This window comes from Azospirillum fermentarium, from assembly GCF_025961205.1.
GTDB classification, from domain to species: Bacteria; Pseudomonadota; Alphaproteobacteria; order Azospirillales; family Azospirillaceae; genus Azospirillum; species Azospirillum fermentarium.
In genome coordinates, this window is sequence record NZ_JAOQNH010000003.1 from 1,217,535 (window position 1) to 1,233,756 (window position 16,222).

Genomic DNA, 16,222 nt, shown 5'->3' on the forward strand with positions numbered 1-16,222 from the left:
CGGAAACGGGACGATCAACGGAAAGGGCTTTGTCATGGCGGTGTTTTCCGGTTTCCCCAGCGGGGTTCGGCGTCTGGTTCTGCCGGTTCTGGCCCTGGGGGCGGGGGTGCCGGCGGGCGGGTGCGTGCCCATGGTCGCCGGCCCGGTGGTGGCGGTGGCCGCCCTGCCCGAGGTGGAGTCGCGCACCGACGTGCTGGCCCCCATCACCGAGGGACGCCTTGACCCGCTGGTACGCTATCCCGCCCGCAACGTGCGCTATTCCCTGACCATCGACGAGCAGGACGGCTCCTTCATCCTCAAGACGCGGGAGACAGGGGATGAGCCGGCGGCGGTCTCCGCCCCGGTCCGCAAGGCCGCCGCCCCGGCCCCCGTGGCGGCGGCACCAGCAACGGCGACCGTACCGCGTCCGGCACCGGCCGAAACGGCATCCGTCACCGTGGCGGCGGTTCCCCCCTCCCCCACCCATCAGAGCGATGTGGAAAGCCCGCTGTTGCCGGCCGCAGCCAGCCGGCCCGCGGCGGTCCAGCCGATCCCCACCAGCACGGCCCCCGCCGTCGCCGCCCCGGCCATTGCGGCGGCCCCGATGGTCCCGGTTGCTCAGATGGCTGCCGCGTCCGACGTTCCGCCGCCGGTCGCCCCCGCCCCGGCGGCCAAGGCCCCGGTGGTCATCACCCCGGCCCAGACGGCTCCCGTCACCGCACCGGCGGCCCCGGCTTTCCAGCCGGCGGCGGTGGACGCGCCCGTCCCCACCCCGGCACCGGCCCCGCGGACGGTGCCGGTGGCGCCGATCGTTCCCGGTGCGGTCCCGGCGGCCCCCCGGTCCGTGGTGGTCACCCCCTGCCCGTCCGGCGGGGAAAGCTGGTTCCGCTACACGCCCGAGGGCTATGTGTGCGCGGCCCCCACGCCAGCCCCCGCGGCGGCGGTGGCCGAAAGCGCGCGCATCCCCGACCGGGATTGCCGCACCGGACGCTGGGTGCAGGCCACGCCGGGGGAATTCGTCTGCCAGCCCATCGGCAAGGGGGAGTGATCCCCCCGCCGGTCAGCGGACCCGTTCGACGGGAAAGCGCACGCTGGGTGCCGCCATCAGATCCTGCGCGGCGATGAGCTGAAGCTCGCGGGTGCCCGCACGGCGGGTTTCCTGGAACACGGCGTTGATGGCCGCCGCCGCCCCCTCCAGCGCCGCGGCGGCGCTGCGGGTCTTCAGGTAATGGGCCAGGAACAGCGCCGCCACCGCATCGCCGGCCCCGTTGGGCGGCGGATCCAGCGGCAGGCGCGGGGTGCCGACCAGGAACGCGCCCTCATCGCCGTCCACCAGCATCTCGATCCGGCCCTCGGGCGCTTCGGCGCGGGTCAGGCTGGTGACCATGACCAGTTTCGGTCCGCGGGACCGCAGGGCCGCCGTTGCCGCCAGCGCCTCGGCCAGCGAGGTCACGGGGCAGCCGGTCAGGTATTCCAGCTCGAACTGGTTGGGGGTCACCACGTCGGCGGCGGGCACGGCGTGGTCGCGCATGAATTCCGGGATGCCGGGCCGCACGAAGAAGCCCCGCCCCACGTCCCCCATCACCGGGTCGCAGCAATAGAGCGCGTCGGGCCGCGCCGTCTTGACCCGCGCCACCGCCGACAGGATGACGGTGCCCATGGCGGCATCGCCCATATACCCCGACAGCACGGCATCGCACGAATCGAGCGCACCGCGCTCCCCCACCCCCTCCAACACCTGCTCCACATGGGCGGGGGTGAACACATCCCCCTTCCACGAGCCGTAGCCGGTGTGGTTGGAAAACTGCACCGTGTTGACGGCGATGACGTCACAGCCCAGCCGCTGCAGCGGGAACACCGCGGCGCGGTTTCCGACATAGCCGTAGGCAACGTGGGATTGGATCGACAGGACGGTCTTCATAGGCGGAAGGATGAATCAGCTTGGCCGTACTGTCCACCGTGGGATTGTCATCATGACACGCTCCAGCAATGCTGCAGGGCGGCATCGCCCAGGCATGGCATCCCATTGTTGCAGAAACATGCGGCTATCGTCCCAAGGTTACAGCGACAAAATCGCCCGACACCGTGCTGAAACCCGAATGCACTTCTGGGTGTAACAAGCGGCTGCTAATCTTCGCTGCGCTGCAATGCGGTAGGAGACGACCGGAATGTCCGTGGAATTGATTCGCCTGAAACTGCGCCGTGCCGACGGGACCGTGGCCCTGCTGTCCGGGTCGGTGGTCCTGCATCCCGACGGCATCATCGACTTCTTCGGCGACACCATGGCGCACGCCGACACCATCGCCGCCCTGCTCGACCGCTGCAACGCCGCCCCCCGCCCGCTGGAAGAGGTGCCGCTGGGCGCCATGGTGCGGGACACCGCCGCCGGGCTGACCGCCGACCGCATCCGCATCGGCATCGTCACCGCCCTCTCCCCGCTCTGCCTGCGCCCCGGACAGCCGGTGACGGTGGCCGAGGGGATGGACCCCGACGCGCGTGCGCTGTTGCAGCGCGAACTCGCCACCTTCCGCGCCTCCCGCGCCGGCGGGGTGCGCACACCCATGGCCGCCTGATCCTTGTGCCCCCACAGGGCATGGACAGGACCGGAGCCGGGGGGTATCAGGGGGGTGACCATCACCGCCTTCCGATACGGGGAACGATCCCATGGCCATGACCGTCCGTCCGCGCCGCAGCGTGCTCTATATGCCGGGCTCCAACGCCCGCGCGCTGGAAAAGGGCCGCAGCCTGCCCGCCGACGGGCTGATTCTCGACCTTGAGGACGCGGTGGCCCCCGACGCCAAGGCCGACGCCCGCGCCACCATCCGCGCCGCGGTGGCCGCCGGCGGGTACGGCGGGCGGGAAATCATCATCCGCGCCAATGGGCTGAACACCCCCTGGGGTTATGACGATCTGGTGATGGCGGCATCCAGCGGCGCCGACGCCGTGCTGCTGCCCAAGGTGGAGAGCGCCGACATGGTGCGGCAGGCCGAATCGGTGCTGGCCGCCGCCGGGGCGCCCGCGGATCTGCGCCTGTGGTGCATGATGGAAACCCCCATGGGCATGCTGAACGCGCGCGAGATCGCCGGATCCACCCCGCGTCTGGGCGGGCTGGTGATGGGCACCTCGGATCTTGCCAAGGATCTGCACGCCGCCCACACCCGTGACCGGCTGCCCATGATCACCAGCCTGGGGCTGTGCCTGCTGGCGGCGCGGGCCTATGGGCTGGCGATTCTCGATGGGGTGCATCTGGACCTGAACGACGATGACGGCTTCGCCGCCTCCTGCGTCCAGGGGTGCCAACTGGGCTTCGACGGCAAGACCCTGATCCATCCCAAGACGATTGCCGCCTGCAACGCCGCCTTCGCCCCGTCGGAGGCCGAGGTCACCCACGCCCGCCGCATCACCGCGGCCCACGCCGCCGCCGTGGCCGCGGGCCAGGGGGTGGTGCTGGTGGATGGGCGGCTGGTGGAAAACCTGCATGTGGAGAACGCCCGCCGCCTGATCGCGCTGGCCGATGCCATCGCCGCCCAGGAATCCGGTGGAGATTCCTCGGGCGGCTGAGAATCCGTCATCCCTTCGGGAACCAAAGCCTTCGCCGCCGGTTAACGGGACATGGCAGAGGTGGAGGTGTTCCCATGACGGCAAAGGAGGCCGGACGGACGTCGAACCGGGGTTTCGCGTCCATGGACCCGGAAAAGCAGCGGGAAATCGCGGCCAAGGGGGGCGAGAGCGTGCCCGCCGCCAAGCGCAGCTTTTCCCGCAACCCGGAACTGGCGGCGGAAGCCGGGCGCAAGGGCGGGCGCAGCGTCCCGGCTCAGGCCCGCAGCTTCGCCCGCAATCCGGCCCTGGCCGCCGAGGCCGGGCGCAAGGGCGGACAGGCCAGCCACAACAACGGGCAGGGCGGCGGCCGTTCCCGCGGCACCCCGCCCGCCGACTAGGGTTTGATGGGGCGGAGGGTTTCCGCGTCAAACGGCGGCTGGCACGGGGTACCCCGTGCCAGCCCTTTTTCCGTCATGCCGGCGGAAGGTCGCGGAACACATAGCCGACGCCGTAGACGACGCTGATGGGAAGGTCGGCGCAGCAGGCTCCCGCCACCTTGCGCCGCATCCGGCTGATGAGAGCATCCAGGTTGCGGTCGTTGTAGCGCATGGAGGGGCGGTCGAGCGCCGCGATGAGATCGCCGCGCGGCACCGGGGTGCCGCGGCAGCGGAACAGCGCCGCGACGCAGGCGAATTCCGTCGCCGTCAATTGCACCGCCGTACCCGACGGAGCAATCAGCCGCCAGCTTTGCGGCTCCACCCGCCAGCCGGCGGGGGACGGGGCGGGAACGGGGGGTGCATCGCCGGGCCCGGCGGCGGACAGGCGGCGAAGCAGGCCGCGGATGTTCGCTTCGATCTCCCGCAAGCTGGCGTGCTTGACCAGATAGATGTCGGCGCCGCTGGCCAGCCCCTCCACCCTGTCATCGACGCTGGCGAAGCCGGTCAGCATGATGATGCCGCAGGTCAGCCCGTAGCGGCTGCGGATGTCCCGCGCCAGATCGAAACCGTTGCCGTCGGGCAGACCGATATCCAGCACGATCACGTCCGGCAGGCGGACGGCCAGGGCTTGGCGCGCGTCTGCCCCCGACCCCACGCCCGCCGCCTGGAATCCTTTCAGGGACAGGTAATCGACCAGATCGACCCGCGGCCCTTCGGCATCCTCGACCACCAACACTTCGGGCAGCGCATCAGGCATAGCGGGCCTCCGGCATGTCCGTTTCCAGTGGCCGCACCGGCAGGGTCAGGGTGACGCATGTCCCAAGATTGCCGGGGCCGGGATCGTGGCGCATGGTTCCCGCCATTTCTGCGAGGAAACGGCGGGCGATGAAAAGCCCAAGCCCGTTGCCGGAGTGGCGGCCGGTGTTCGATGCGCGGTAGAACCGGCGGCCGATGGACGGGCGCTCCAGATCGGGAATCCCGATTCCCTGGTCGGTGACCGTGACCGTCACCATGCCGTCATGGGCGAGCGCCGACAGAACGACCGGCGTTGGCGGCGGCGAATATTTCAAGGCGTTCTCCACCAGATTGCGCAGAATGGCGATGATCATGCTGGGGTCGGTTTCCAGCCAGACCGGATGGCCGGGGCCGGCGACCTGCACCCGGCGCTCGGCCCCCAGATGGCCCAGCCCCCCCACCACGGTCTGCACCACCGCCATCAGATCCAGCGGCTGCGGCTGGAACTGCACATGGCCGGTGCGTTCGCTGGCGGTGATCCGGTCCACCAGCCCCGCCACGCGGCGGACGCCGGCCCGGATCTCGGTCAGCCGCCGCAGCCCCGCGTCCGGCAGGACGGTGGGCTGAAGCTGGAGCATCTCCGCCGCCCGGTCGATGCCGGTCAGCGGCGTGCGGACCTCGTGCACCACGATGTCCAGCAACTGGCGGTATTCGGCATGGGTTTGCCGTTCGGCGGCCAGAGTGGCCGCAAGCTGCTGTTCCAGATGGCGGCGGCGGTCGATCTCGTGCGCCAGGTCGCGGTTGCGCTGTTCGACCTTCGATTGAAGCCGCGCGCCCAGCATGGCCAGGAAGCACACGAACCACAGGTGATGGGCAACGCCGGATTCGACGATGGTCCAGGGAAAGAACATGGTCGGGTCCATCTCGCCGGTCAGCCGCAGCCAGACGCGGTACAGCGACCATGTTCCCTGCAGCGACAGGTGTATGACGATGCCCGGCAGCAGGGTCCAGCGCAGCCAGGCGCAATCCCCCTGCCGCCGCCACACCACCGGAACCACCGACCCGAACCCGACGCTCAACACCACCGCCCCGGCCAGGGAACGGAAAGCCCCGTCGCCGGGATCGGTGGCCAGGGCGAGCGGCCAATAGATCATCGGGAACAGAATGGAAAAGGGCAACAGCCAGCGCCGGGGCGTTTTCCCCAGAAAAATCATGACCCCGTTCACGCACAACGCCAGGGACGTGTAGACGAGGATGTTGGGCAGATACCCGGTCATGCCGTTCAGAAAGCCGGGGGCGGGCCGGTAGAACGCCCCCCCCACCATCACAGCCACGGCCCCGACAATGAATCCCACCGCGATCAGCCGGACGCCCTGCAAATGCCGGTAGGCATTCCAGATCAGCCCCGCGATACCCGCGTTCACAATCGACATCAGGAAGAGTGTCGCCAGAAGCTCTTTCATATTTCATTCAAAAGTATGCAAAATCAATTTGCCACCTTGATTGTATATTTGATACTCAAAAAATAAAAAGATTCACGTAGCGGGCAGTATATGTGGAGAAAATATTAACAACCGGGAAACCATGTTCATCCCCGTATTAGAGTTTGATCGGTTCAAACGGAATCGTTTGAAGCGTGAATCACACGGAAAAACCAAAAGCTTAGAGTCCTTCAGGTGCTTCAATAAGCACCTGAAGGACTCTAACTATCTGATTTTATGAAATATCAGGGCAGGCAATAAAGAAAAGTGTGATGGCCGATATGATCTTGAAAATGGCGCAGGATGGCGGGGTGAAATGAAAAAGCCCCCTTCCCGGCCCGGGAAGGGGGCTTTTTCAAAACGGCAGGGCCGAAGGATCAGGCGGCCAGCTTGTCCAGCTCGCGCAGGATGCTGTCGCCCATCACGGTGGTGGAGCAGCGGGCCATGCCCGGGGCCATGATGTCGGCGGTGCGCATGCCGCCGCCCAGCACGTTCTGCACGGCCTTTTCGATCAGGCCGGCGTCGGTGTCCAGGTTGAACGAGTAGCGCAGCGCCATGGCGAACGACAGCAGGGTGGCGATGGGGTTGGCCAGATCCTTGCCGGCGATGTCGGGGGCCGACCCGTGGACCGGCTCGTACATGGCCTTGCGGTTGCCGTTGGCGTCCGGGTCACCCAGGGCCGCCGACGGCAGCATGCCCAGCGAGCCGGTCATCATGGCCGCTTCGTCCGACAGGATGTCGCCGAACAGGTTGTCGGTGACGATCACGTCGAACTGCTTGGGGTTGCGGATGAGCTGCATGGCGCCGTTGTCGGCGTACATGTGGTGCAGCTCGACGTCCTGGAATTCCTCCTGGTGCAGGCGGGTCACTTCCTGGCGCCACAGCAGGCCGGATTCCATGACGTTGGCCTTTTCCATGGAATGGACCTTGTTGCTGCGCTTGCGCGCCAGCTCGAAGGCCACCCGCGCCACGCGGCGGATTTCCGTGGTGGTGTAGACCTGGGTGTTGATGCCGCGCTTTTCGCCGTTGCCCAGATCCTCGATGCCGCGGGGCTCACCGAAGTAGACGCCGCCGGTCAGTTCGCGGACGATCAGGATGTCCAGGCCCTTGACGATTTCCGGCTTCAGGGTGGAGGCATCGACCAGCGCGTCGAACACCTGGGCCGGGCGCAGGTTGGCGTACAGGCCCAGTTCCTTGCGGAGTGCCAGCAGGCCGGCTTCCGGGCGCTTGTCGAAGGACATGGTGTCCCACTTCGGCCCGCCGACCGCCCCCAGCATCACCGCGTCGGAGGCCAGCGCCTCGGCCAGGGTGGCGTCGGCCAGCGGCACGCCGTACTGGTCGATGGCCGCACCGCCGACCAGCCCTTCGGACACGTCGAAGGTGACGCCGCGGCGCCGGTCCATCCAGTCGATGACGCGGCGCACCTGGCGCATCACTTCGGGGCCGATGCCGTCACCGGCGAGGAACAGGATCTTCTTGTTGGCGGGCATCGTCCGTGCACTCCGCTGGAGATTGGAATCAGATGAAGGTGGCGGGACCGCGGGGGATCAGCCCCACATCCACGGCTGGCCGGTCTTCTGCTGGGATTCGTACCCGTCGATGACCGACACCTGCTGCAGGGTCAGCCCGATGTCGTCCAGGCCGTTCAGCAGGCAGTGCTTGCGGAAGGGGTCGAGATCGAACGGGATGCGGCCGCCGTCGGGGCCGGTGATTTCCTGACGCTCCAGATCGATGGTCACCACCGCGTTCGACCCGCGCGACGCGTCGTCGAGCAGCAGGTCAACCTGCTCCTTCGGCAGCTTGATCGGCAGGATGCCGTTCTTGAAGCAGTTGTTGTAGAAGATGTCGGCGAAGCTGGGGGCGATGATGCAGCGGATGCCGAAATCGGCCAGCGCCCACGGCGCATGCTCGCGCGACGAACCGCAGCCGAAGTTGTCGCCGGCCACCAGGATGCTGGCCTTGCGGTAGGCCGGCTGGTTCAGCACGAAGCCGTCAACCTCTTTGCCGTCGGGCGTGTAGCGCATCTCGTCGAACAGATGCTTGCCAAGCCCGGTGCGCTTGATCGTTTTCAGGAACTGCTTGGGAATGATCATATCGGTGTCGATGTTGATCATCGGCAGCGGCGCCGCGACGCCGGTCAGAACGGTAAACTTTTCCATCGCCCAATAGCCTGTCCGCACGAGCAAGGGCCGGCGAGGGCCGCCGGCCGGAATGTTTGGCTGAATACCAGACCCTCGGCGGCAATTCCAGTGGAACCATGGGTTTTCATGGCAGCTTTGTTGCGCCGTCCACCATGCCTTGCGCAAGCAACCGGGCGGGGCACCCCGTTTTCCCGCCCGAACCGTACCCGGATGGGATCAAGCGCCGGCTCCCCCGATGTTGCACGTGAAACGGAACGGTCATGCCGGGGAAGCGCTGGAATGGCCGGGCCGGATGTGCTGTTTATGACGTGTCTCCCTTATCGTCCGCCAACCGGGTTTTGGGTCATGAGCGCATCACCGACGGCCGTGTCGCCGGCCCTGTTCCCGGAAGAAAAGCCGCGCCCGGAGACGGCGGCCCCGGACGCCGGCCTCAAAGGTTTGCCGTCCGGCGGGCCGCCACCGGGGGTGCGGGTGGCGGTGCTGATCCCCTGCTACAACGAGGAAGCGGCCATCGGCCGGGTGGTGGCGGATTTCCGCGCCGCCCTGCCCGACGCCGCCGTGCTCGTCTATGACAACAACTCCGCCGACCGCACGGCGGCGGTGGCGCGGGCCGCCGGGGCTACCGTCCGGCACGAACCGCTGCAGGGCAAGGGCAACGTCATCCGGCGCATGTTCGCCGACGTGGAAGCCGACGTGTACGTCCTGGTGGACGGCGACGACACCTATCACGCCCCGTCCGCACCGATGATGATCCGGCGGCTGTGGGATGGGCAGCTCGACATGGTGAACGGGGTGCGGGTGACCGACATCGTTGCCGCCTACCGCCCCGGCCACCGGCTGGGCAACCGGGTGCTGACCGGGCTGGTGGCCCGCATCTTCGGCAGCCGCATCGACGACATGCTGTCGGGCTACCGGGTGTTTTCCCGCCGTTTCGTCAAATCCTTTCCCGCGCTGGCCTCGGGCTTCGAGACGGAGACGGAGCTGACGGTCCACGCGCTGGAACTGCGCATGCCGGTGGCGGAGGTCAAGACCCCCTACAAGGACCGGCCCGCCGGCTCGGTCAGCAAGCTCAACACCTACCGCGACGGCTTCCGCATCCTGCGCACCATCGTCACGCTGGTGAAGACGGAACGGCCGCTGGCCTTCTTCTTCACGGTCTTCGCGGTGCTGCTGGCCGCCGGGGTCGGGCTGGCGGTGCCGGTGGTGGACACGTGGCTGCACACCGGGCTGGTGCCGCGGCTGCCGACGGCGGTGCTGTCCATGGGGCTGGTGCTGCTGGCCTTTCTCAGCCTGACCTGCGGCCTGATCCTCGACACCGTGACCCAGGGCCGGCGGGAGATGAAGCGCATGCGCTATCTGGCCATCCCCGCCCCCGGCCATGCCCCTGGCGCCCTTTCCCCTCCGTCCCCCTCCCCCTCTTCTTCGGGCGATCCGTCATGAGCCATTCCCTTCCCCCACCCGTGGCCCGGCCCTTCCCCCCATCCCTGGTCCGGCTGGCGGTGCAGTTCGGCAAGTTCGGGCTGGTGGGTGTCGCCGGGCTGGCCGTCGATACGGCGGTCCTCTACGCCCTGCTCTACGGCGCCGGGCTGGAGCGGGTGGCTGAGGGCGGGTTCCTGCTGGCCCGCGTGCCGTCGTTCCTGGCGGCGGCCACGGCCACCTGGGCGCTCAACCGCTGCTTCACCTTCCGCCACGCCGACCACGGGCGGTCGCTGGTGCGGCAATGGGCGGCCTTCGTCGCCGCCAACGCCTTTGGCGGGGTGGTGAACTACGGCGCCTACGCCGGCTGCATCGCGGCGGGGGGCGTGTTCCTGGACCACCCCGTCCTGGCGGTGGCGGCTGGGTCGCTGGCCGGCATGTTCTTCAACTTCGCCGCCAGCAAGAAGCTGGTGTTCAAGGGGGCGTAAGGGGCCATGACCGCGCTGGTTCTTCTGTCGGGCGGGCAGGATTCCGCCACCTGTCTGGCCTGGGCGCTCGACCGCTTCGAACGGGTGGAGACGGTGGGCTTCGACTATGGCCAGCGCCACGCGGTGGAGCTGACCTGCCGGGAGCGCCTGCGGGACGGCATGGCGGCGCTGAACCCCGCCTGGGCCGGGCGGCTGGGGCCGGACCATCGGCTGGACATGCGCTCCCTGGCCGGCATCGGCCAGACGGCGATGACCGAGGAGACCGAGATCCGCATGACGGCGGAGGGGCTGCCCAACACCTTCGTTCCCGGCCGCAACCTGCTGTTCTTCACCTACGCCGCCGCGGTGGCCTACCGCCGGGGCCTGAAACATCTGGTGGGCGGCATGTGCGAGACCGACTATTCGGGCTACCCCGACTGCCGCGACGACACGCTGAAGGCGCTGCAGGTCGCGCTCAACCTGGGCATGGAGCGGCGGTTCGTGGTGGAAACCCCGCTGATGTGGCTGGACAAGGCGCAGACATGGGATCTGGCCCGCCGGCTGGGCGGGGATGGGCTGGTGGAGCTGCTGGTGGAGGACACCCACACCTGCTACACCGGCGACCGCACCCGGCGGCACGCCTGGGGGTACGGCTGCGGCGCCTGCCCGGCGTGCGAGCTGCGCGCACGGGGGTGGACTGCGTGGCGCGCGGGGGCGTGACCGGCCCCGGTCATGGGGGTTCCCATGGACTCATCCGTTGCCTGGCCCTATAACAGAGACCATGAGCCGCGATTTCCTCAAGATGCATGGCCTCGGCAACGACTTTGTCGTGATCGACGCCCGAACCGCCCCCTACGCCCCGACGGCGCAGGAGGTGCGCGCCATCGCCGACCGCAAGACCGGCGTGGGCTGTGACCAGTTCATCGTCATCGAGCCGCCGGTCCAGCCGGGATCGCAGGGCTTCATGCGCATCCGCAACGCCGACGGCGGCGAGGTGGGGGCGTGCGGCAACGCCGCCCGCTGCGTCGGCTGGCTGCTGATGACCGAGGCGGGAACCCGGCGCACCCTGTTCGAAATGCCCTCGGGCCTGGTGGAAGCCACCCTGGGCGACGGCACGGTCACGGTGGACATGGGGCCGGCGCGGCTGGCGTGGAACGAAATTCCGCTGGCGTCGGCCATGGACACGCTGCACCTGCCGGTGGATGTGGCCGGGCTGCCGGCGCCGGTGGCGGTCAGCATGGGCAACCCCCATTGCGTCTTCATCGTCGATGACGCCGACGCGGTGGACGTGGCGGCCCTCGGCCCCGGCCTGGAACACCACCCGCTGTTCCCCGAACGCACCAACGTGGAGTTCATCTCGGTCATCTCCCCCACCGCCATCCGCATGCGGGTGTGGGAGCGCGGGGCCGGCATCACGCGGGCCTGCGGCACCGGGTCGTGCGCGGCGTGGGTGGCGGCGGTGCGCCGCGGGCTGGTGGGGTGCCGCGGCGACGTGGTGCTGGACGGCGGCACCCTGACCATCGAATGGCGCGACGACGGGCGGGTGCTGATGACGGGGCCGGTGGCCGTGCCGTTCCGCGGCACCCTGTCGGACGCCCTGGCCTGACGCTTTCGAGAGCAGTGCAAGAGTGAGCAACATGGGCACCCCGGCCAACCGTGACGGCCCCGAGATCGTCACCTTCGGCTGCCGGCTCAACACCTATGAGTCGGAGGTGATGCGCACCCACGCCCGCAACGCCGGGCTGGAGAACGTGGTCATCGTCAACACCTGTGCCGTGACCGGGGAGGCGGAGCGGCAGGCCCGCCAGACCATCCGCAAGCTGCGCCGCGACAACCCCGATGCCCGCATCGTGGTGACCGGCTGCGCCGCCCAGATCGATCCCGCCCGCTACGCCGCCATGCCCGAGGTGGATCAGGTTCTGGGCAATCAGGAAAAGCTCCAGCCCGAAAGCTGGGGGCTGGCCCCGGCGGAAAAGGTGCTGGTCAACGACATCATGTCGGTCACGGAAACCGCCGGCCATCTGATCGGCGGGTTCGAGGACCGGGCGCGCGCCTTCGTCCAGGTGCAGCAGGGGTGTGACCACCGCTGCACCTTCTGCATCATCCCGTTCGGGCGCGGCCCGTCGCGCTCGGTCCCCATCGGCGCCGTGGTGGAGCAGGTGCGGGCCTTGACCGCCGCCGGCTACAACGAGGTGGTGCTGTCGGGGGTGGACATCACCTCCTACGGTCCCGACCTGCCGGGCACGCCGACGCTGGGGCAGATGGTGCGGCGCCTGCTGGCCTGCGTGCCGGAATTGCCGCGGCTGCGGCTGTCGTCGCTCGACTGCATCGAGATGGACGAGGATCTGTGGCGGCTGATCGCGGAGGAGCCGCGGCTGATGCCCCACCTGCACCTCAGCCTGCAGGCCGGCGACGATCTGGTGCTGAAGCGGATGAAGCGCCGCCATGGCCGCGCCGACGCGGTGGCGTTCTGCGAGCGGGTGCGGTCGCTGCGCCCCGACGTGGTGTTCGGCGCCGACCTGATCGCCGGCTTCCCCACCGAGACCGAGGCCATGTTCCGCAACACCCTGGCGCTGGTGGAGGATTGCGGGCTGACATGGCTGCATGTCTTCCCCTACAGCGCCCGTCCCGGCACCCCGGCGGCCAGGATGCCCCAGGACAACGCGCCGTTCCGCAAGGAGCGCGCCGCCCGCCTGCGCGCCGCGGGCGATGCGGCGGTGGCCTGCTATCTGGACGCCTGCGTCGGGCGCACGGCCATGGTTCTGATCGAATCGGGCGATCTGGGCCGCACCGAGCATTTCGCCGAAATCCGTCTGGGCACCGCCTTCCCGCCCGGCGCCCTGGTGCCGGCGCGCATCACCGGCCATGCCGATGGGCACCTGACCGGACAGCCTCTTTCCCCGCCCACCATGCCCCCGGTTTCGCCATGATTATGCGCTGGTTCCGCAAGAAGCCCACCGAGGACACGGCCCCCGCCGGTGTGTCCCCCGACGCGGCACCCGCACCGGAGGCCGAAGCCCCGGCGTCCGAACCCGCGTATGAGCCGGCCCCGCAGCCGGAACCCGAGCCCCTGCCGGAACCGGTGGCTGTCGAGCCGGAACCGGAACCGGAACAGGACGCGGAACCCGAGCCGGAGTCGCTCCCCCTTCCCGTGGCCGCCGCCGAGCCGGCGCCCGAGGAGCCGAAGAAGAAGGGCTGGCTGGCCCGGCTGAAGGACGGGCTGTCCAAATCCTCGTCCAAGCTGACCGAGGGCATTACCGGCATCTTCACCAAGCGCAAGCTGGACGACGAGGCGCTGGAGGAGTTGGAGGAACTGCTGATCACCGCCGACCTCGGCCCCGCCACGGCGGCGAAGATGACGGCGGAGCTGGCCCGCACCCGCTTCGGCAAGGAGGTCTCCCCCGACGAGGTCAAGCGCACGCTGGCCGACTCGGTGGCCCGCATCGTCGCCCCGGTGGCCCAGCCGCTGGTGATCGATGCCGGCCTGAAGCCCCACGTGATCCTGCTGGTGGGGGTGAACGGCACCGGCAAGACCACCACCATCGGCAAGCTGGCCCGCCAGTTCCGCGACGAGGGCAAATCGGTGATGCTGGCCGCCGGCGACACCTTCCGCGCCGCCGCGGTCAGCCAGCTTCAGATCTGGGGCGAGCGCACCGGCTGCCCGGTGGTGGCCAAGGAAACCGGGGCCGACGCCGCCGGTCTGGCGTTCGAGGCGCTGGAGCGTGCGCGGCGCGAACAGGTGGACGTGCTGCTGATCGACACCGCCGGCCGGCTGCAGAACAAGGCCGGGCTGATGGCCGAGCTGGAAAAGATCGTCCGCGTCATCAAGAAGGTGGACCCGGACGCCCCCCACACCACGCTGCTGACGCTGGACGCCACCACCGGCCAGAACGCCCACAATCAGGTGGAGGTGTTCCGCGACATGGTGAACGTGTCGGGCCTGATCCTGACCAAGCTGGACGGGTCGGCCCGCGGCGGCGTGCTGGTGGCGCTGGCCGAGCGGTTCAAGCTGCCGGTCCACGCCATCGGCGTGGGCGAGGGTGTCTATGACCTGCGCCCGTTCGACGCCGAGTCGTTCTCCAAATCCCTGATGGGCATTTCCTGAGCGTCTGCAGGGCTGACGGAAAAACGGGGGGTGCCGGCGACGGCGCCCCCTTTTTCGTTAGATGGCCTCAAGAAAACCTCCCATTTTGGGAGAATTGTGCTTGCTCCTGTCTGGGGAGGCGCTACGATCACATTATGAGGATCATCGCATACAAAATGCTGCGCGAACATTGGGAACGGCCCGGCCGGGCCGACAGTCAGGAGGCGCTGACCCAATGGTATGCGATCACCGAGCGGGCCGACTGGGCAGGGTCGGCGCAGCTTAAGGACCAATTCCGCAGCGCCAGTTTTGTCGGAGACCGGGTGGTCTTCAACATCGCCGGCAACGAATACCGGCTTGTGGTTGTGGTGAAGTACAAATGGCGCATGGTTTACATCCGTTTCATCGGAACCCATGCGGAATATGACGCACTGAACCACGCGGGCAGATTGGAGAGCATCTGATGGATCTGAAGCCGATCAAGACCGACGCCGACTTCCGCGCCGCGCTCGCCGAAATCGAAGGTCTGTGGGATGCGGAACCCGACACGCCCGAAGGGGATCGCCTTGACCTCATGATGACGCTGGTCGAAGCGTACGAACGGCGGCACCATCCGATGCCGCCTGCCGATCCCATTGCGGCCATCGAATTCATGATGGAACAGCGCGGAATGACCCGCGCCGATCTGGAACCGATCATCGGCTCCAGTGGCCGCGTATCGGAAGTCCTCAACCGTCGCCGCGCCTTGTCGCTGTCGATGATCCGCCGCCTGTCGGCGGAGCTTCACATCCCACCGGAAATCTTGATTCAACCCTACGAACTGACGCGAGCCGCTTAATTCCGGCGTCTTCAGTCTGTCGCCAAAAGGGAGCGGACGGGAGAGAGCATTCTCCCCCCGCCCGTCTGCGTTAAATCGCTATATTTTTTAAAACATAGCGTGTAGCTTTTTCCCATCGGGCGCCCGCCGGCTGCCCCCACGGATGGACCGCCCCCCGGAGGAACGCGCCATGAGCACCCTGTCCCGGCTGATGCCCCTGCCCGGCCCCTTCGGCGGTGACGAACCGCTGCTGGAAACCGAACTCTACCGCGTCATCGACGGCGAGGGGCTGCTGCGCGGCCCCCGCGGCCTGACCAGCCTGTCGGTCAGCGTGCGGTTCCTGGAGGTGGTGGAGGTATGGATCTACGCCGCCGACATGGTGACCCACGGCCCCACCCGCGGCCTGTGGCGCTGGACCCCCGATGCGTGGGAATTCCTGGGCGGCACGGCGCGCGGCACCGACCCTGCCGCCCTGATCCGCCGGGCGCTGTCGGAATCGGCGTGGGTCCGCCTGCCCGGCGTGGCGGCGGAACGGGAACGGCTGCTGCGCACCCTGCGGCTGGTCACCGCCCCGCCCTCGGCGCTCTCCTCCTGATCCGGGGGGCTGATCCGGGGGCTTTCCGCGGCGCGTCCCCGTTCCCATGTCAGACACACTGACGTAACGGATACGGCCGCCATGCCCCTTTTCCCCGATGCCCCCCTGCCCCCCGGCCCGCGCGGCCATTACACCGATGCCGACGCCGCGGTGGACGAGGTGCGCCGGGTGTGGGAGCACCAGACCGCGTACCTGCGCGGCTGTTTTTCCGCCTACACCGGCGGGGCGGATCTGGGGGGGGCGGTGCGCGCCCATTACCCCTTCATCCGGCTGCAGGTGGAACGGGGTGCCACCATCGACACCCGCCTGTCCTACGGCTTCGTCGAAGGCCCCGGCCTGTGGGGCACCACCATCACCCGCCCCGACCTGTTCGAACGCTATTTCCGCGAACAGGCCGGGCTGCTGCTGCGCAACCACGGCGTTCCGCTGGAGGTGGGGGTGAGCGAGGAGCCGATCCCCATCCATTTCGCCTTCCCCGACGGGCTGTATGTAGAGGGGGGGCTGGCGCCCGACCGGCTGCACCGGCTGCC

General features: G+C 68.6%; 18 protein-coding genes and 1 pseudogene. 14 read left to right on the forward strand and 5 right to left on the reverse strand.

Features of this window, described 5'->3' with window-relative positions:
* Nucleotides 1-34: 34 nt before the first annotated feature.
* Nucleotides 35-1,027, forward strand: coding sequence for a hypothetical protein (locus M2352_RS25570; protein WP_264667324.1), 993 nt, complete (start codon nt 35-37; stop codon nt 1,025-1,027).
* 12 nt (nt 1,028-1,039) lie between these two features.
* Here M2352_RS25570 and pdxY read toward each other — a convergent pair whose 3' ends face one another.
* Complete coding sequence (pdxY, locus tag M2352_RS25575) at nt 1,040-1,900, reverse strand: pyridoxal kinase PdxY (protein WP_264667325.1); 861 nt, start codon at nt 1,898-1,900, stop codon at nt 1,040-1,042.
* Nucleotides 1,901-2,147: 247 nt separating this feature from the next.
* Between pdxY and M2352_RS25580 the strand changes: the two genes are divergently transcribed.
* The 3 genes from M2352_RS25580 (at nt 2,148) to M2352_RS25590 (ending at nt 3,917) form a co-directional block, all read left to right on the forward strand.
* Nucleotides 2,148-2,552: a hypothetical protein gene (locus M2352_RS25580; protein WP_264667326.1), complete on the forward strand. Its 405-nt coding sequence runs from the start codon at nt 2,148-2,150 to the stop codon at nt 2,550-2,552.
* Nucleotides 2,553-2,643: 91 nt separating this feature from the next.
* Nucleotides 2,644-3,540 carry an HpcH/HpaI aldolase/citrate lyase family protein gene (locus M2352_RS25585; RefSeq protein ID WP_264667327.1) on the forward strand — a complete coding sequence of 299 codons (897 nt, stop codon included), beginning with the start codon at nt 2,644-2,646 and terminating at the stop codon, nt 3,538-3,540.
* 74 nt (nt 3,541-3,614) lie between these two features.
* Nucleotides 3,615-3,917, forward strand: coding sequence for a con-10 family general stress protein (locus M2352_RS25590; protein WP_264667328.1), 303 nt, complete (start codon nt 3,615-3,617; stop codon nt 3,915-3,917).
* Between the two features lie 73 nt (nt 3,918-3,990).
* Here M2352_RS25590 and M2352_RS25595 read toward each other — a convergent pair whose 3' ends face one another.
* From M2352_RS25595 to leuD, 4 genes are all read right to left on the reverse strand, one after another.
* Complete coding sequence (locus M2352_RS25595; RefSeq protein WP_264667329.1) at nt 3,991-4,713, reverse strand: response regulator transcription factor; 723 nt, start codon at nt 4,711-4,713, stop codon at nt 3,991-3,993.
* Nucleotides 4,706-6,154 carry a sensor histidine kinase gene (locus M2352_RS25600; RefSeq protein ID WP_264667330.1) on the reverse strand — a complete coding sequence of 483 codons (1,449 nt, stop codon included), beginning with the start codon at nt 6,152-6,154 and terminating at the stop codon, nt 4,706-4,708. Before M2352_RS25600 ends, M2352_RS25595 begins: the two co-directional genes overlap by 8 nt.
* Before the next feature lie 395 nt (nt 6,155-6,549).
* Nucleotides 6,550-7,662, reverse strand: a complete 1,113-nt coding sequence (gene leuB / locus M2352_RS25605) for a 3-isopropylmalate dehydrogenase (protein WP_264667331.1) — start codon at nt 7,660-7,662, stop codon at nt 6,550-6,552.
* A gap of 57 nt (nt 7,663-7,719) precedes the next feature.
* Nucleotides 7,720-8,331 carry a 3-isopropylmalate dehydratase small subunit gene (leuD, locus tag M2352_RS25610; RefSeq protein WP_264667332.1) on the reverse strand — a complete coding sequence of 204 codons (612 nt, stop codon included), beginning with the start codon at nt 8,329-8,331 and terminating at the stop codon, nt 7,720-7,722.
* Between the two features lie 327 nt (nt 8,332-8,658).
* Here leuD and M2352_RS25615 point away from each other — a divergent pair, with 327 nt between their 5' ends.
* From M2352_RS25615 to M2352_RS25660, 10 genes and pseudogenes are all read left to right on the forward strand, one after another.
* Nucleotides 8,659-9,753, forward strand: coding sequence for a glycosyltransferase family 2 protein (locus tag M2352_RS25615; protein WP_264667333.1), 1,095 nt, complete (start codon nt 8,659-8,661; stop codon nt 9,751-9,753).
* Nucleotides 9,750-10,217 carry a GtrA family protein gene (locus M2352_RS25620; protein WP_264667334.1) on the forward strand — a complete coding sequence of 156 codons (468 nt, stop codon included), beginning with the start codon at nt 9,750-9,752 and terminating at the stop codon, nt 10,215-10,217. The genes M2352_RS25615 and M2352_RS25620 overlap by 4 nt, the downstream gene beginning before the upstream one ends.
* A 6-nt stretch (nt 10,218-10,223) precedes the next feature.
* Nucleotides 10,224-10,916 (forward strand): 7-cyano-7-deazaguanine synthase QueC, encoded by a 693-nt coding sequence (gene queC / locus M2352_RS25625; RefSeq protein WP_264667335.1) that lies wholly within the window; start codon nt 10,224-10,226, stop codon nt 10,914-10,916.
* Nucleotides 10,917-10,977: 61 nt separating this feature from the next.
* Nucleotides 10,978-11,802, forward strand: coding sequence for a diaminopimelate epimerase (dapF, locus tag M2352_RS25630; protein WP_264667336.1), 825 nt, complete (start codon nt 10,978-10,980; stop codon nt 11,800-11,802).
* Nucleotides 11,803-11,833: 31 nt separating this feature from the next.
* Nucleotides 11,834-13,126, forward strand: a complete 1,293-nt coding sequence (gene mtaB, locus M2352_RS25635) for a tRNA (N(6)-L-threonylcarbamoyladenosine(37)-C(2))-methylthiotransferase MtaB (RefSeq protein WP_264667337.1) — start codon at nt 11,834-11,836, stop codon at nt 13,124-13,126.
* Nucleotides 13,123-14,301 carry a signal recognition particle-docking protein FtsY gene (gene ftsY, locus M2352_RS25640; RefSeq protein ID WP_264667338.1) on the forward strand — a complete coding sequence of 393 codons (1,179 nt, stop codon included), beginning with the start codon at nt 13,123-13,125 and terminating at the stop codon, nt 14,299-14,301. Before mtaB ends, ftsY begins: the two co-directional genes overlap by 4 nt.
* 134 nt (nt 14,302-14,435) lie before the next feature.
* Nucleotides 14,436-14,744, forward strand: coding sequence for a type II toxin-antitoxin system HigB family toxin (locus tag M2352_RS25645; RefSeq protein ID WP_264667339.1), 309 nt, complete (start codon nt 14,436-14,438; stop codon nt 14,742-14,744).
* Nucleotides 14,744-15,118 (forward strand): helix-turn-helix domain-containing protein, encoded by a 375-nt coding sequence (locus M2352_RS25650; protein ID WP_264667340.1) that lies wholly within the window; start codon nt 14,744-14,746, stop codon nt 15,116-15,118. The genes M2352_RS25645 and M2352_RS25650 overlap by 1 nt, the downstream gene beginning before the upstream one ends.
* A gap of 169 nt (nt 15,119-15,287) precedes the next feature.
* Entirely contained in the window at nt 15,288-15,692 is a 405-nt protein-coding gene (locus tag M2352_RS25655; protein WP_264667341.1) for a hypothetical protein, read from the forward strand.
* An 81-nt stretch (nt 15,693-15,773) separates the two neighbouring features.
* Nucleotides 15,774-16,222 (forward strand): annotated as a pseudogene (locus M2352_RS25660) (AMP nucleosidase); the annotation flags it as partial.

What these genes read in the sequence shown, in the direction of transcription:
- queC (WP_264667335.1), top strand. Translation starts at nt 10,224, where the DNA reads ATGACCGCGCTGGTTCTTCTGTCGGGCGGGCAGGATTCCGCCACCTGT.
- M2352_RS25590 (WP_264667328.1), top strand. Translation starts at nt 3,615, where the DNA reads ATGACGGCAAAGGAGGCCGGACGGACGTCGAACCGGGGTTTCGCGTCC.
- leuD (WP_264667332.1), bottom strand. Translation starts at nt 8,331, where the DNA reads ATGGAAAAGTTTACCGTTCTGACCGGCGTCGCGGCGCCGCTGCCGATG.
- M2352_RS25650 (WP_264667340.1), top strand. Translation starts at nt 14,744, where the DNA reads ATGGATCTGAAGCCGATCAAGACCGACGCCGACTTCCGCGCCGCGCTC.
- M2352_RS25595 (WP_264667329.1), bottom strand. Translation starts at nt 4,713, where the DNA reads ATGCCTGATGCGCTGCCCGAAGTGTTGGTGGTCGAGGATGCCGAAGGG.
- M2352_RS25600 (WP_264667330.1), bottom strand. Translation starts at nt 6,154, where the DNA reads ATGAAAGAGCTTCTGGCGACACTCTTCCTGATGTCGATTGTGAACGCG.
- M2352_RS25570 (WP_264667324.1), top strand. Translation starts at nt 35, where the DNA reads ATGGCGGTGTTTTCCGGTTTCCCCAGCGGGGTTCGGCGTCTGGTTCTG.
- M2352_RS25655 (WP_264667341.1), top strand. Translation starts at nt 15,288, where the DNA reads ATGAGCACCCTGTCCCGGCTGATGCCCCTGCCCGGCCCCTTCGGCGGT.
- M2352_RS25620 (WP_264667334.1), top strand. Translation starts at nt 9,750, where the DNA reads ATGAGCCATTCCCTTCCCCCACCCGTGGCCCGGCCCTTCCCCCCATCC.
- ftsY (WP_264667338.1), top strand. Translation starts at nt 13,123, where the DNA reads ATGATTATGCGCTGGTTCCGCAAGAAGCCCACCGAGGACACGGCCCCC.
- leuB (WP_264667331.1), bottom strand. Translation starts at nt 7,662, where the DNA reads ATGCCCGCCAACAAGAAGATCCTGTTCCTCGCCGGTGACGGCATCGGC.
- M2352_RS25585 (WP_264667327.1), top strand. Translation starts at nt 2,644, where the DNA reads ATGGCCATGACCGTCCGTCCGCGCCGCAGCGTGCTCTATATGCCGGGC.
- pdxY (WP_264667325.1), bottom strand. Translation starts at nt 1,900, where the DNA reads ATGAAGACCGTCCTGTCGATCCAATCCCACGTTGCCTACGGCTATGTC.
- mtaB (WP_264667337.1), top strand. Translation starts at nt 11,834, where the DNA reads ATGGGCACCCCGGCCAACCGTGACGGCCCCGAGATCGTCACCTTCGGC.
- M2352_RS25645 (WP_264667339.1), top strand. Translation starts at nt 14,436, where the DNA reads ATGAGGATCATCGCATACAAAATGCTGCGCGAACATTGGGAACGGCCC.
- dapF (WP_264667336.1), top strand. Translation starts at nt 10,978, where the DNA reads ATGAGCCGCGATTTCCTCAAGATGCATGGCCTCGGCAACGACTTTGTC.
- M2352_RS25615 (WP_264667333.1), top strand. Translation starts at nt 8,659, where the DNA reads ATGAGCGCATCACCGACGGCCGTGTCGCCGGCCCTGTTCCCGGAAGAA.
- M2352_RS25580 (WP_264667326.1), top strand. Translation starts at nt 2,148, where the DNA reads ATGTCCGTGGAATTGATTCGCCTGAAACTGCGCCGTGCCGACGGGACC.